This is a genomic window from Mycolicibacterium thermoresistibile (genome assembly GCF_900187065.1).
Classification (GTDB): domain Bacteria; phylum Actinomycetota; class Actinomycetes; order Mycobacteriales; family Mycobacteriaceae; genus Mycobacterium; species Mycobacterium thermoresistibile.
This window is the reverse complement of sequence record NZ_LT906483.1, coordinates 258,036-271,950: the sequence shown is the minus strand read 5'-3', so window position 1 is coordinate 271,950 and position 13,915 is coordinate 258,036. Positions and strand designations below refer to the sequence as shown.

The following is a 13,915-nucleotide window of genomic DNA, read 5'->3' as shown; positions in this document are numbered from 1 at the left end:
GACATGCGCACCGGTACCGGAAAGTGGGACGGGTCGCGAACAGGTCCCTGTAGACGAGAGTGAGCAGAGTTTCGGCTGTTAGGGTCGAACAGGTTTGCCTCACCGACGTCGGGGCAGGTAGCGGCGGCATGGTCGCAGAACCGAAGGAGGAGCGGTTTGAACCGCGCAGTGGCGCTGCGGATTGCGGCATGCGGACTCATGGGGCTGGGCGCGGCCCTGCTGATCGCCGCACTGTTGTTATCCACCTACACCAAGAGCAAGATCGCCAAGATTCCGCTGGACCTGGACACCACGCTGGTCAGCGACGGCACCGCGGTCGCGTTCGACCCGGAGTCGCTGGCCGGTGAGCGGTTCGTCATCGACCCGGATGTGCCGGTGGTGCTGCAGGAGCAGGTCTCGGTGGAGGCGCCGGCCAACGCCGATGTGGTGACCTTGCAGGTGGGCAGCACGTTGCGGCGCACCGACAAACAGCAGGACACCGGTCTGCTGTTGGCGATGGTCGACACCGTCACGGTGAACCGGGAGACCGCCGAGGCGGTGTCCAGCGACACCAATCCGGGCGGTGCGGTGCAGAAGCCGCGGGCGATCGAGGCCACCCAGCCGCCGACCAACATCGCGCTGCCGCACGAGGGGTTGACCTACCGGTTCCCGTTCGACACCGAGAAGAAGACCTATCCGGTGTTCGACCCGATCGCGCAGCAGGCGTTCGACGCCAACTACTCCGGTGAGGAGGACGTCAACGGCCTGACCACCTACCGGTTCACCCAGAACGTCGGCTTCGACGCCGAGGGCGAGCTGGTGGACCCGGTGCGGTACTCCTCGCTGTACGACAACGACGAGGACGCCCAGGTCACCGCCCGCGCCGCGCAGTGGGGGGTGGAGGGTGAATCCGACGAGCCGATCACCATGACCCGCTACTACGCCGCCCAGCGCACGTTCTGGGTGGATCCGGTGACGGGCACGATCGTCAAGTCCGAGGAGCGCGCCCACCACTACTACGCGCGGGATGCGCTCGAACCCGAGGTGACCTTCGTCGACTACACCGTCACCTCGACCGAGGAGACCGTCGAGGAGCAGGTCGCCGCGGCCCGCGACGAACGCGACCGGCTGGGCCTGTGGGGCCGGGTGCTGCCGATCACGTTCACCGCGCTGGGCTTGGTCAGCCTGGTCGGCGGGGCGTTGTTGGGGTCGTTCAGCCTGCGCGCCGAGTCGGCGCTGATCGATCCGGGTCTGGATGACGCCGAACACGGATTCTTCGGTCCGGAGGGCCGGCCGGTGCCCGGTGCGGAGGCCCAGACCGAGAAGCTGCCGGCGCAGCGGCCGTCGGATCTACCGCCGGACCGCCCGATCTGATCGTCCGCGGTCGCGGCGCCGTCGCGGCGGGTGCGCTGGTGCCGCCGGCGTACTCGCTGCTGTTGGCGCTGTCGGTGACGGCGCCGCTGCTGGCACCGGGCTATCTGCTGCTGCGCGATGCGGTGTCCACCCCGCGCTCCCATCTGACCGATGCGGCACTGGGCCTGTCGGAGGCGGCGCCGCGCGCGCTGCCGCAGGATTTCGCGGTGGCGGTGCTGTCCGCGGTGATCGACGGCGGTGTGCTGGTCAAGGCGCTGCTGATCGCGGGCCTGTGGGCGGCCGGGTGGGGTGCGGCCCGGTTGGCGGCGGTGCTGGTTCCCGAGGCCGGCCGGTCCGGACAACTGGTCGCCGCGACGCTGGCGATCTGGAATCCCTATGTCGCCGAACGGCTGCTGCAGGGCCACTGGAGCCTGCTGGTCGGTTACGGGGCGCTGCCCTGGGTCGCGGCGGCCATGGTGCGCCTGCGCACCGATTCAACACCAGTGCGCCTGCGCACCGATTCAACACCAGTGCGCCTGCGCACCGATTCAACACCAGTGCGCCTACGCACCGGATCCGACGCGCGCGGATGGGCGCCGCTGGTGCTCGCCGTCGCGGTCGCCGGACTGACCCCAACCGGTCTGATGCTGGCGGCGACGGTCGCGCTGGTGTGTGTGGCGGTGCCGGGCGACGGCCTGCCGCGCCGGTGGTGCGCGACGGTCACACTGGGCACGGCGGTGCCGGTGGCGCTGCCGTGGCTGGTGGCGCCGGCGCTGGCCGGGTCGCTGTCGTCGTCTGAGGCCACCGGTGTCGCCGCGTTCGCGGCTCGCGCCGAGCCGGGATTGGGCACCCTGGGTGCGCTGGCCGGGCTGGGTGGGATCTGGAACGCCGACGCCGTGCCCGCGTCCCGGGCGTCGCTGTTCGCGGTGGTCGCGACCGTGGTGCTGCTGGCGGTGGTGGCGGCGGGGGTGCCGGTGCTGGCGCGCCGGCGGGTCGCCGTGCCGCTGCTGGTGCTGGCCGCGGCGGCGGTGCTGGTGCCGGCGGTGTTGGCGACCGGTCCCGGATTGGCGGTCGTCGAGGCGATGGTGCGGGCGCTGCCGGGACTCGGAGTCATCCGCGACGGGCAGAAGTGGGTGGCGTTGGCCGTCCCCGGCTACGCGGTGGCCGGGGCCGCGGCGGTGGTCACGGTGCGGCGGTGGCTGCCGGCCCCGGCGGCCGCGGCGGTGTGCTGCGCGGCGCTGGTGGCGGTGCTGCCCGATCTGGCCTGGGGGGTGGGCGGCCAACTCGGTTCGGTGCGGTATCCGCCCGCCTGGCCGGCCGCCGCGGCGATGATCAACGCCGATCCCCGGCCGGTGGCGGTGCTGCCGCCGGACGTCATGCGCACCTTCGCCTGGACCCGCCCCGGCCTGGGAGCCGATGCGGGGCCCGCCCCGGTACTGGACCCGCTGCCCCGGTGGGTGCGCGCCGAGGTGCTGGCCACCGGCGACCTCCGGGTCGGGGAGCGCACCGTGCCCGGTGAGGGCCGCCACGCCCGGAAGGTGCAGGACCTGCTGCTCTCCGGCGCCGACGCCGCCGCGCTCACCGCCGCCGGGGTGGGCTGGGTCGTCGTCGAGAATCCCGGGGATTCCCCCGATCTGGACCTGCCGGTGGCCTACCGGGACGCCGATCTGGCGGTGTACCGGGTCAGCGGTGACCGGCCCGGTTCCCCGTACCGGCCGGTGATGATCGCCGCCCACCTGGTGTGGGTCGGTGTGCTGCTCGGCGGGTTCGCGGCGATGGCGCGGTCGGTGTGGTCCCGCCGGGTGGCCGCGCGGCGGGACTGATATCCGCGCCTACGCGGGCGGGGGGATTGAATTCCCTCAGCGCGGGTATGGAACACATATCCCGACCATGCGGTCCGGGCACGGTGGTGGCGGCGCAAAGGGGACGCAGGTGATCGGTTCCGAACTCGACGCCGCCGGGGTGAGCGACCCGGCATTGCGCGAGGCGTACCGCCGCTGCCGGATGCTCAACGCCGCGCACGGCCGCACCTTCTTCCTCGCCACCCGGCTGCTGGCCCCGCATCAACGCCCGGCGGTGCACGCGCTGTACGGCTTCGCCCGGCAGGCCGACGACATCCTCGACGACTTCAACCCGGACCGCGGCGCCGTCGAACGGGCCGAACAGCTGCAACGGTTGGCGACCCGACTGTTCGACGCCCTGGTGCAGGGCACGGGCTGCGGAGCCGATCCGGCGCTGGCCGCGGTGGTGCACACCGCCCGCCGCTACGACATCTCCTGGAATCTGTTCGACGACTTCCTGGCGTCGATGCGGATGGATCTCACCGTCACCGACTATCCCGACCGGCCCGCGCTGGAGCACTACATGCACGGTTCGGCGGAGGTGATCGGCCTGCAGATGCTGCCGGTGCTCGGCACGGTGGTGCCCCGCGAGGAAGCCGCCCCCTACGCCGCCGCGCTGGGAAAAGCGTTTCAGCTGACCAACTTTCTGCGCGACGTCGACGAGGATCTGCAACGGGGCCGGGTGTATCTGCCGGCCGACGAGCTGGCCGCCCACGACGTCGACCGCGACGTGTTGATGTGGTGCCACACCCGCCACCGCACCGATCCGCGGGTGCGCCGGGCGCTGGCGGAGCAGCACGCCGTCACCCGCCGGGTGTACGACTACGCCCGCACCGGGATCGCCATGCTGGCACCGGGTTCCCGGCCGTGCATCAGTGCGGCGCTGACCCTGTACTCGGAGATCCTGGACCGCATCGAGAGCATCGACTACGCCATCTTCAGTCAGCGTGCCAGCGTCGGCACCGCCCGCCGGCTGCGGGTGGCCTGCGGTGGCCTGATCCGGGCCTGGCGCAGCCGTGGCGCCGAACCGGCCGGAGGACGGTAGGCATGGACCGTTGGCACTACCTGCTGGTGCTGGCCGGATGTCTGGCGATCACCGCACCGCTGGAGTTCTTCGGCGCCGGCGTCTACCGCCGGGCCGGCCGGGCCGCCCGGGCGATCCTGCCCGTCGCGGCGGTGTTTCTGATCTGGGACGGCATCGCGATCGCGTTCGGGGTGTGGACGTTCGATTCCCGGTATCTGACCGGGGTGATGCTGCCGGGCGGGTTCCCCGTCGAGGAGGTGCTGTTCTTCGTGGTGATCCCGCTGTGTGGGCTGCTCACCTACAACGCCGTGGACACCATCCTGGCGCGGATGCGGCGCAGCCGCGTCGAATCGGAGCCCCCGATACCGGGCCGGCGGCGATGACGGGGTTGGGCTACACGCTGCCCGCGGTGCTGGCCGTGCTGGCGGTGTGCGCGTGGGAGATGTGGGCGTTGCGCACCGGGTTGTTCCGGCGGCCCGGCTACTGGATCGCGATGGCCATCGTCCTCGGCTTCCAGATCCCCGTCGACGGGTGGCTGACCAAACTGTCCGCGCCGATCGTCATCTACGACGAGCGGCACACCACCGGCGTCCGGTTCCCGTGGGACATCCCGGTCGAGGACTTCCTGTTCGGCTTCGCATTGGTCACCGCGGTGCTGCTGCTGTGGGAGCGGTACCGGACACGGGACCGACAGAACCCCGACCCACAGAGCCCCGACGAACAGAGCCCCGACCCACAGAGCCAGGAGGCTCCACGTTGACCGATCCGCGCCGGGTCCACCACCACGCCCCACCCGGCCTGCCCGATGCGCGCGGCCTGGCCCGCCGTCCGCACGTCGTGGTGGTCGGCGCCGGCATCGCCGGGCTGGCCGCCGCGACCGGCCTGGCCGAACGGGGAGTCACCGTCGACGTGGTGGAACAGGCCGGGTATCTCGGCGGCCGGGTCGGCGGCTGGACCGAGGACATCGGACCGGACGTCCCCGGCGGCGCCGCGATGAACCGCGGATTCCACGCGTTCTTCCGGCAGTACTACAACCTGCGAACGTTGTTGCGGCGCATCGATCCCGGGCTGGGCATGCTGACCCCGGTCGACGACTATCCGCTGGTCGACGCGCACGGGCGCCGCGACACCTTCCGCGGCCTGCCGAAGACCCCGCCGTTCAACGCGATGGCGTTCGCGTTGCGCAGCCCCACCTTCCGGCTGCGCGATCTCATCCGGCTCAACGCCCGGGCCGCCGCGCCGTTGGCCGCGGTGGAACTGCCCGGCATCTACCGCCACCTCGACGACACCGACGCCGAATCGTTCCTGCGGGCGATCAACTTCCCGCCGGCGGCCCGCCACCTGGCCTTCGAGGTGTTCTCCCGCAGCTTCTTCGCGCAACCGTCGCAGCTGTCGGCCGCCGAACTGGCCACCATGTTCCACATCTACTTCCTCGGCTCCAGCGAGGGCCTGGTGTTCGACGTGGTCAACGCCAACTTCGATGTGGCGCTGTGGAATCCGCTGCGCGACCAGCTGGAGTCGCGCGGGGTGCGGTTCCACACCGGCGTCGGGGTGCGGGCCGTCGACGCCGGCGCGCGGTTCCGGGTCAGCTGCGACTCCGGGGACGAGTTGACCGCCGACGGCGTCGTGCTGGCCACCGACGTCACCGGTCTGCAACGCATCGTCGCCGCCTCCCCCGGCCTCGGCGATGCGGGCTGGCGGGACCGGATCGCCGGATTGCACACCGCGCCGCCGTTCGTCGTGCACCGGCTGTGGCTGGACCGGCCCGTCGCACCGGACCGGCCGCCGTTCCTGGGCACCGGGGGCTGGTCGCCGCTGGACAACGTCAGCGTGCTCGAGACCTACGAGCACCAGGCGCGTGACTGGGCCCGGTGCACCGGCGGCTCGGTGGTGGAACTGCACTCCTACGCGGTCACCGAACCGACCGACGGGCTGCGGGACGCGCTGCTGGACCGGCTGCACGCGCTGTACCCGGAGACCGCCGATGCCGGCATCGTCGCCGAGCGGGTGCTGTGCCGTCAGGACTGCCCGCGGTTCGCCCCCGGTGATCACGCCGGCCGTCCCGGGGTGGCCGGCCCGCACCCGGCGCTGGCCCTGGCCGGTGACGGCATCCGCATCGACCTGCCGGTGGCGTTGATGGAACGGGCCGCCACCACCGGCTGGTCCGCCGCCAACCGGTTGCTGACGCACTTCGGCCTGGCCGGGCATCCGCTGTACACGGTGCCCACCCGGGGCCGGTCCGCCGCGCTGCGCCGGCTGGCCCGCCGAGAGGTTCGGCAGGTCCGATGAGCATCGCGGCCAATCTGCGCTCCCGGTGGGCGAAAACCGTTCCGTTCCAGGTGCTTCCACCGTTACGCTGGGCTGCTCAACGGCCCACCTTCCGGGCCGCGGAACCGGCGGTCATCGCCGGTGCGCTGACCCGTTCCCAGCGCCGGCCCGGCGGCAACTGGTTCGCATTCGCCGCCGCCGACCGCATCGGCGACCGCCCGCTGGGCACCCGGGTGGGCGGGGTGGAGCTGGTCGCCTGGCGCGGCGCCGACGGCACCCTGCGGGTGGGGCCCGGCGCCTGCCCGCATCTGGGTGCGGACCTGTCCACCGGCCGGGTGGACCACGGAACCCTGGTGTGCCCGTGGCACGGTCTGCGGCTGGACGGCGGCTGCCGGGAGTTCGGCTGGAGCCCGTATCCGAGCCACGACGACGGGGTGCTGGCGTGGGTCCGGCTCGACCGGGTCGGCGGGGAGAACCCCACCGACCGTCCGGTGCCGGCGCCCCGGCCGGCCGGGGTTCGGTTGGCGGCGGTCACCCGCCTGGTGGGTCGCTGCGAACCGCACGACATCATCGCCAACCGGCTCGACCCCTGGCACGGCGCCTGGTTCCACCCGTATTCGTTCACCCGGCTGGAGGTGGTGTCCGCACCGCCGCCGGGCATCGAGGTGCCGCCCGAGGAGGATCGGTTCCTGGTCGCGGTGACGTTCCGGATGGGCCGGCTGGGGGTTCCGGTGATCGCCGAGTTCACCGCCCCCGGACCGCGCACCATCGTGATGCGCATCGTCGACGGCGAGGGGGCCGGCAGCGTCGTCGAAACCCATGCCACCCCCATCGGTCCCGGCGCGGACGGGGCACCGCGCACCGCGGTGCTGGAGGCCGTCGTCGCGCATTCGAACCGGCCCAACTTCGTCCATGCGCTGCGCGGCGCCGCGCTCATCAGACCGCTGATGCGCCGCGCCGCCACCCGGTTGTGGCGCGACGATCTGGCGTACGCCGAGCGGCTCTACCGGTTGCGCGCCGACCGCCGGGGCGGGGCGGCGGGGTCAGCCGACGGCGCCGGTGTCGTGCAGTAGCGGGATCTGGACGGCGGCCCACGGGCTGATCGACCACGGCAGCTCCGCGGCGGCGCGCAACTCCTGCCACCGCACCCACCGCCAATCCATCACCTCGTCGGCTGCCGGGCGGACCGGACCGTCGGCACGGGCCACGAACACCGGGCAGATCTCGTTCTCCGCGGTGCCGTCGGCGGCCACCGCGTGGTAGCGGAAGTCCGGCAGCACACACACCGGTTCCTCGATCCGCAGCCCCAGTTCGTGGTGGGCCCGGCGGCGCACCGCTTCCTCGATCGGTTCGCCGGGACCGGGATGGCCGCAACAGGAGTTGGTCCACACTCCCGGCCAGGTGCGTTTGACCAGGGCGCGCCGGGTGAGCAGGACCCTGCCGTCGCCGTCGAGAAGGTAGCAGGAGAAACCCAGGTGCAGCGGGGTGTCCTGGTGGTGGACCGATACTTTCGGGGCGGTGCCCACCTGTCGGCCCTGCTCGTCGAGCAGTACGACGAATTCTTCGGTGTCGACGACCGTCATCGGCAGCTCCTCCGCTCGGCGCCCGGGGTGCGGTTGCTCAGCAACGTCGTGCTGACGCCGTAGAGATACCCAGCCGGCATCCGATCATGCCGGGATCCGCCGACTTCGATCCGACACCGGCCACCGGTACGGCAGGTCGTCGGGCACGTCGGGGAAGAACTGCCGGTAATGCCGCGGGTCCTTACGGACCAGCGCGGACTGGTGGGCGCGGTGGAAATCGTGGTCGCCGAGCCACAGCGGCAGCTCCCCCGCGGCGGCGAGGTCGGCCTGGTCGCGGACCGTTCTCAGGCCGGTGCCCGCCCGCAGATCGCGCGCCAGGGTCGCGGCGCAGGTGTCGGCGCGGCCGGATCGCGACCAGACCGCGCAGATGTCCAGCCCGTAGCGCACCAGCGCCTCTTCGTACCCGGCCCACATCGCCGCGGCGGGATGGTGCCGCCAGCCGTAGCCGGGCACGGTCAGCGCCCGCACCACCTGGATGGTCTCCACCCGCTGCTTTCCGAGCCGGCGCGCGTCGAGCACCAGGGCGGTGTCGGTGAACCCGGGATAGGGCAAGAAGGTCTGCACGTCGCGCACATACCCGATTCCGGGCGCCGCTGAACCCGCGGTGCGGGCCGGAATCCTGCGAATGGTCTCGCGATCACGCACCGCGAATCGACCCCAGCAAAATGACCCCTCGTTCAATTTGCGCGGACAAGCACCTATGCTTCAGACGGCGATCACAGAAGCGACGTTGCGACGGTGAGGACGGGATCGATGCAGACGGTGGAGGGCGCACCCGCGCCGACCGCCGCCCGGGCCGGCCGCCTGCTGCGCCGGATCCAGGGGGCAGTTCGACTGCCGCTCAGCGGATTGGCGAGCGTCACCCGTGTGCTGATCGCCGGCGCGGTGGTGGCCGCGCCCAGTGTCATCGTCGCGGTCCTCGACGATCCGGAGGTCCGGACCGCCGCCGCGGTGACCCCGCAGCCGGTGCTCCCACCGGGGTGGACCGCGGAGTCCCCGACGGACACGGCCGCGAACCCGCGGCTACTGACCGAGGCCGTCGGCCCGCCACCACCCGCCGCGGTCACCGAGCCGGGCCGGTTGCACATTCCCGCCGTCGCGCTCGCCGCCTACCGCAACGCCGACGGTGTCATGGCCCGCACCCATCCCGGCTGCCACCTCAGCTGGAACCTGCTCGCCGGCATCGGCTACATCGAGTCCCGGCACGCGTTCGGCGGGGCCGTCGACCACCGCGGCACCGCCGTCGACCCGATCTTCGGGCCGACCCTGGACGGCTCGCTGCCCGGCAACGAGATCATCGTCGCCGGTCAGGCCAACGGACGGACCGTGTATGCCCGTGCCATGGGTCCGATGCAGTTCCTACCCGGCACCTGGGAGCTGTTCGGGGTGGACGGCGACCACGACGGCCGGGCCGACCCGCAGAACCTGTTCGACGCCACCCTGGCCGCCGCCCATTATCTGTGCAGCGGCGGCGCCGACCTGCGTGATCGGTCGGCACTGGTCAGCGCGGTGCTGCGATACAACAACTCGATGGCCTACACCGAGAACGTGCTGGGCTGGGCGCAGGCCTACGCCACCGGGGAGCCGCCCGGTTACCTGCCGCCGATCAATCCGCCGCCGGCACGGCGGGTACCGGTCCGCACGGTGGCCGCGCCGGCCGCCACCGCCCCGTCGGAACAGTCGGGCACGCTGCCGGCGGAGTCGGGCCGCAACCGACCGCAGGTGCGCCGGGGCGGCGCGCAGTCCGGTGCCGCGGCCACCTCGCCGTCCTCCGGATCGGCCGGATCGGCCGGATCGGCTGGGTCGGGCGCACGCTCGGCCGGGTCGGGTCTCAGCACCCGTGGTTCGACGGCGGGTGCGGGCGGGCGCGGATCGTCGCCGACGGTCAAGATCGGCAACGGCCGCACCGGCAAGGCCCGCTGAGCCGGACTCCGGTGCGAAGACGATCGCGGTCAGATCAGACCGCTGACCCGCCGGCCGTCGTACACCGATTGCAGCACCGTGCGCATCGCCTCGGCGCTCTGCCGCCAGGAGAACTCCCGGCTGCGCGCCTGGGCCTTGGCGCCGAGTTCGGCGAGCAGCACCGGATCGGTCAGCAGCCGCTCCAGCGCCCCCACCAGCTCGGCCCGGTCGTCGACCAGCAGCCCGGTGACCCCGTCGACGATCGAATCGGTCAGCCCGCCCGATGACCGGTAACCGACCGTGGGCACCGCGTGCTGGCCGGCCTCGGTGACCGCCAGCCCCCAGCCCTCCTTGCGGGACGGCATGACGTGCACCCAGCTTTGTTGCAGCACACGGTGTTTGGTCTCGTCGTCGACGTGCCCGTGGAAGGTCACCGCGTCGGCGATGCCGAGTGACCGGGCATGGTCGACCAGCCGGTCGGCCCACCACCCGTCGCCGAGGACGTCCAGGTGCAACTCCGGGATCCGGGGCCGCAACCGGGCCACCGCCTCCAGCGCGTCCTCGATCTGCTTGTGCGGCACCAGCCGGGACAGCACCACCAGCCGCGGTGTGGCCGAGCGCGGCACGGCCAGCGTGTCCGGCGGGGCCTCGTCCAGCCCGTTGCGCACCACCGCGATGTGCCCGGGCGGCACCCCGAGATCCATCAGATCGCGCGCCGACGGCAGCGACACCGTGACGTACTGGTGGCCGCGGTGGGCGCGTGGGGAGATCGTCGACTCCACATACCAGCCCACCCGGCCCAGCACCGGTCCGGCCACCGGCCACAGCTCGCGGTGGCAGTGGTGCACCAGCACCGCCACCCGGCGGCCGAACACCAGCCGGGCCAGGAACGGCACCCCGTTCTGGGTGTCGACCACCACATCGGGGCGGACGTGCCGCAGCGGGCCCAGGCCGAGCCGGGCCGCGGCCATCGCGAGCAACGCCCGCGGATAGACGGTGTAGCGGCCGCCCGCGCGGTTGATGTGCACCCCGTCGGCGATCTCGCGGCGGGGCGCGCCGCGGTAGCGGGCGGTGCGCAGCGTCACCCGCATCCCGGACGCGGCCAGCTGGGCGCCGATGCGCTGCAGATAGGTCTCGCTGCCGCCACCCTGCGGATGGCCGGTGTCCCGCCAGCACAGCAGCAGCACCGAGCGGACCCGCGGACGCGAGCAGCCGGGGCGGGTTCGGCGGGCAGACATCCGGGCCAGCTTAACCGCTGCATAGGGTGGTCTGGATGGATGCTCCCCGGGCTGCCGCCCGTCGCGACGTCACCGAGCTGTTCGCCCGCCGGGCGACCCTGCGGCGGTCGGTGCGGCTGCTCAGCGAGTTCCGGTTCGAACAGTCCGATCCGGCCCGGTTCTACGGCGCCCTGGCCGACGACACCGCGGCCCTGGTCGCCGATCTGTGGCGGGCCGCCACCGGCTCCGACCCGGCCGGGCGCACGGTGCTCGACGTCGGCGGCGGGCCCGGCTACTTCGCGGCGGCCTTCGCCCGGGCCGGCATGCGCTACATCGGCGTCGAACCGGATCCCCGGGAGATCCACGCCGGCCCGGCCGTGGAGTGCCCGGAAGATGACCCCGCCGCCGGCACGTTCGTGCGGGCGTCCGGGATGGCGTTGCCGTTCGCCGACGCCAGCGTGGACATCTGCCTGTCGTCCAATGTCGCCGAACATGTGCCGCAGCCGTGGCTGCTGGGCCGCGAGATGCTGCGGGTCACCAGGCCGGGCGGGCTGGCGGTGCTGTCGTACACGGTGTGGCTCGGGCCGTTCGGCGGGCATGAGACCGGTCTGTGGCACTACCTGGGCGGGCGCCGCGCCGCCGACCGCTACGCCCGCAGGCACGGTCACCGGCCCAAGAACGACTACGGCTCGTCGCTGTTCGCGGTGTCGGCCGCCGACGGGTTGCGGTGGGCCGCCGCCACCGGCGCGCTGCTCGCCGCTTTCCCGCGCTACCACCCGAAATGGGGTTGGTGGCTGACCCGGGCCCCGGTGGTGCGGGAGTTCCTGGTGAGCAATCTGGTGCTGGTCTTGAGCCCGCCGGAGATCGTCAATTGAAACAGGTTCTCGTTTGGCGTTTCGCTAGGTAAGGTGAGCGCCATGACGCAGACCGCATACAAGACCGAATGGGACAAGCTCTTCATCGGCGGCAAGTGGGTCCAGCCGTCGTCGTCCGAGGTCATCGAAGTGCGCTCCCCAGCCACCGGCGAGTACGTCGGCAAGGTGCCGCTGGCCGCCAAGGCCGACGTCGACGCCGCGGTGGCGGCCGCCCGCAAGGCGTTCGACGAGGGGCCGTGGCCGCGGATGTCACCGGAGGAGCGGCAGGCGGTACTCGCCAACGCGGTCAAGCTGATCGAGGACCGGGTCGACGAGTTCAAGCATCTGCTCAAGCTCGAAACCGGCCAGCCCACAACGATTATCGACATGATGCAGTACGGCGCCGCGCTGTCGTCGCTGCAGTGGTACGCCGCCGCGGCGGACAAGTTCCCGTGGCGCGACATCCGCGACGGCATCTACGGCCAGACCCTGGTGCTGCGCGAGCCGGTCGGCGTGGTCGGCGCGGTGGCGGCCTGGAATGTGCCGTTCTTCCTGGCGGCCAACAAGCTCGGCCCGGCGCTGCTGGCGGGGTGCACGGTGGTGCTCAAGCCGGCCGCCGAGACCCCGCTGACCGTCAACGCGCTGGCCGAGGTGTTCGCCGAGGCGGGCCTGCCCGAGGGGGTGCTGTCGGTGGTGCCCGGCGGCGCGGAGACCGGCCGGGCGCTGACGTCCAACAAGGACCTGGACAAGTACACGTTCACCGGCAGCTCGGCGGTGGGCAGGGAGATCGGCAAGATCGCCGCCGAGAATCTCAAGCCGTGCACGCTGGAACTCGGCGGCAAGTCCGCGGCGATCATCCTCGAGGACGCCGACCTGGACGCCACCCTGCCGATGCTGGTGTTCTCCGGGGTGATGAACTCCGGTCAGGCCTGTGTGGGGCAGACCCGCATCCTGGCGCCGCGGTCGCGTTATGACGAGGTGGTCGAGAAGGTCGCGAACTTCGTCGCCGCCATGCCGGTCGGGCTGCCCGACGACCCCAACACCGCGATCGGGCCGCTGATCAGCGAGAAGCAGCGGGAACGCGTCGAGGGCTACATCAAGAAGGGCATCGAGGAGGGTGCGCGGCTGGTGACCGGCGGCGGCCGGCCCGAGGGCCTGGACTCCGGCTGGTTCGTACAGCCCACGGTGTTCGCCGACGTGGACAACTCGATGACCATCGCCCAGGAGGAGATCTTCGGGCCGGTGCTGTGCATCATCCCCTACGAGGACGAGGACGATGCGGTGCGCATCGCCAACGACTCGGTGTACGGGTTGGCGGGCAGCGTCTACACCCAGGACTACCCGAAGGCGTTGGAGATCGCGTCGAAGATCCGCACCGGCACCTATGCGGTGAACATGTACGCGTTCGATCCGGGTGCCCCGTTCGGCGGGTACAAGAACTCCGGCATCGGCCGGGAGAACGGGCCCGAGGGCATCGAGGCGTACTGCCAGCAGAAGAGTGTGCTGCTGCCGTTCGGGTACACCCCCGAGGACTGACGTCTGAGCTGGGGCGGAACCCGGGGCTGAACCAGGGGCGGCGGGCGCCATCGTGTCGGTGGTGCCCGCCGCCTCGTTTGTGTGCCCCCGGCGACTCGACTGTGCGTAGGTCGACTCGATTGTGCAGCAGGCGATCTGAGAGTGCGGCCACGGTGCGGTTTCGGCCGGATTCGCGCAACACGGTCACATTCGACTCAGTACACGCACACCCACCGCGGCAGCCGCACTTTCGGCGCAGTACACGCACACCCACCGCGACAGCCGCACATTCGGCGTATACCCGGGCCGCTCCCCCAGCTCGGCATGACCTCCGAACCCTCGCGGCGGCGCGCCGGCCCCGCCGATCGTGCACAGGCTG

General features: G+C 72.0%; 13 protein-coding genes. 10 read left to right on the top strand and 3 right to left on the bottom strand.

Features of this window, described 5'->3' with window-relative positions:
* The first annotated feature begins 156 nt into the window (after positions 1–156).
* From pgfA to CKW28_RS01175, 7 genes are all read left to right on the top strand, one after another.
* A complete protein-coding gene (gene pgfA / locus CKW28_RS01205) occupies positions 157–1,353 on the top strand; it encodes a cell envelope lipid trafficking protein PgfA (protein ID WP_040546234.1) in 1,197 nt (398 codons plus the stop codon).
* A gap of 38 nt (positions 1,354–1,391) precedes the next feature.
* Positions 1,392–3,155 carry an MmpA family trehalose lipid delivery protein gene (locus tag CKW28_RS01200; RefSeq protein ID WP_197700606.1) on the top strand — a complete coding sequence of 588 codons (1,764 nt, stop codon included), beginning with the start codon at positions 1,392–1,394 and terminating at the stop codon, positions 3,153–3,155.
* A gap of 109 nt (positions 3,156–3,264) precedes the next feature.
* Entirely contained in the window at positions 3,265–4,218 is a 954-nt protein-coding gene (locus CKW28_RS01195; protein WP_003924455.1) for a phytoene/squalene synthase family protein, read from the top strand.
* Between the two features lie 2 nt (positions 4,219–4,220).
* Positions 4,221–4,580, top strand: coding sequence for a lycopene cyclase domain-containing protein (locus tag CKW28_RS01190; protein ID WP_003924456.1), 360 nt, complete (start codon positions 4,221–4,223; stop codon positions 4,578–4,580).
* The gene (locus CKW28_RS01185; RefSeq protein WP_040546235.1) at positions 4,577–4,957 is read left to right on the top strand and encodes a lycopene cyclase domain-containing protein; all 381 of its coding nucleotides are present in this window, start codon (positions 4,577–4,579) and stop codon (positions 4,955–4,957) included. Before CKW28_RS01190 ends, CKW28_RS01185 begins: the two co-directional genes overlap by 4 nt.
* Positions 4,954–6,486: an FAD-dependent oxidoreductase gene (locus CKW28_RS01180; protein ID WP_003924458.1), complete on the top strand. Its 1,533-nt coding sequence runs from the start codon at positions 4,954–4,956 to the stop codon at positions 6,484–6,486. The genes CKW28_RS01185 and CKW28_RS01180 overlap by 4 nt, the downstream gene beginning before the upstream one ends.
* Positions 6,483–7,538 (top strand): Rieske (2Fe-2S) protein, encoded by a 1,056-nt coding sequence (locus CKW28_RS01175; protein WP_003924459.1) that lies wholly within the window; start codon positions 6,483–6,485, stop codon positions 7,536–7,538. The genes CKW28_RS01180 and CKW28_RS01175 overlap by 4 nt, the downstream gene beginning before the upstream one ends.
* Here CKW28_RS01175 and idi read toward each other — a convergent pair.
* Both idi and CKW28_RS01165 read right to left on the bottom strand, forming a co-directional pair.
* Positions 7,509–8,048 (bottom strand): isopentenyl-diphosphate Delta-isomerase, encoded by a 540-nt coding sequence (idi, locus tag CKW28_RS01170; protein ID WP_003924460.1) that lies wholly within the window; start codon positions 8,046–8,048, stop codon positions 7,509–7,511. The genes CKW28_RS01175 and idi overlap by 30 nt on opposite strands.
* A gap of 84 nt (positions 8,049–8,132) precedes the next feature.
* Positions 8,133–8,612: an MSMEG_6728 family protein gene (locus CKW28_RS01165; RefSeq protein WP_003924461.1), complete on the bottom strand. Its 480-nt coding sequence runs from the start codon at positions 8,610–8,612 to the stop codon at positions 8,133–8,135.
* Between the two features lie 189 nt (positions 8,613–8,801).
* Between CKW28_RS01165 and CKW28_RS01160 the strand changes: the two genes are divergently transcribed.
* On the top strand, positions 8,802–9,971 hold the full coding sequence (locus tag CKW28_RS01160) for a lytic transglycosylase domain-containing protein (RefSeq protein ID WP_003924462.1): 1,170 nt from the start codon (positions 8,802–8,804) through the stop codon (positions 9,969–9,971).
* A gap of 29 nt (positions 9,972–10,000) precedes the next feature.
* Here CKW28_RS01160 and CKW28_RS01155 read toward each other — a convergent pair whose 3' ends face one another.
* Positions 10,001–11,188: a glycosyltransferase family 4 protein gene (locus CKW28_RS01155; RefSeq protein WP_050811900.1), complete on the bottom strand. Its 1,188-nt coding sequence runs from the start codon at positions 11,186–11,188 to the stop codon at positions 10,001–10,003.
* Between the two features lie 35 nt (positions 11,189–11,223).
* Between CKW28_RS01155 and CKW28_RS01150 the strand changes: the two genes are divergently transcribed.
* Positions 11,224–12,042 carry a class I SAM-dependent methyltransferase gene (locus CKW28_RS01150; protein WP_003924464.1) on the top strand — a complete coding sequence of 273 codons (819 nt, stop codon included), beginning with the start codon at positions 11,224–11,226 and terminating at the stop codon, positions 12,040–12,042.
* Positions 12,043–12,084: 42 nt separating this feature from the next.
* Positions 12,085–13,557, top strand: coding sequence for an aldehyde dehydrogenase (locus tag CKW28_RS01145; RefSeq protein ID WP_003924465.1), 1,473 nt, complete (start codon positions 12,085–12,087; stop codon positions 13,555–13,557).
* Positions 13,558–13,915: the final 358 nt, after the last annotated feature.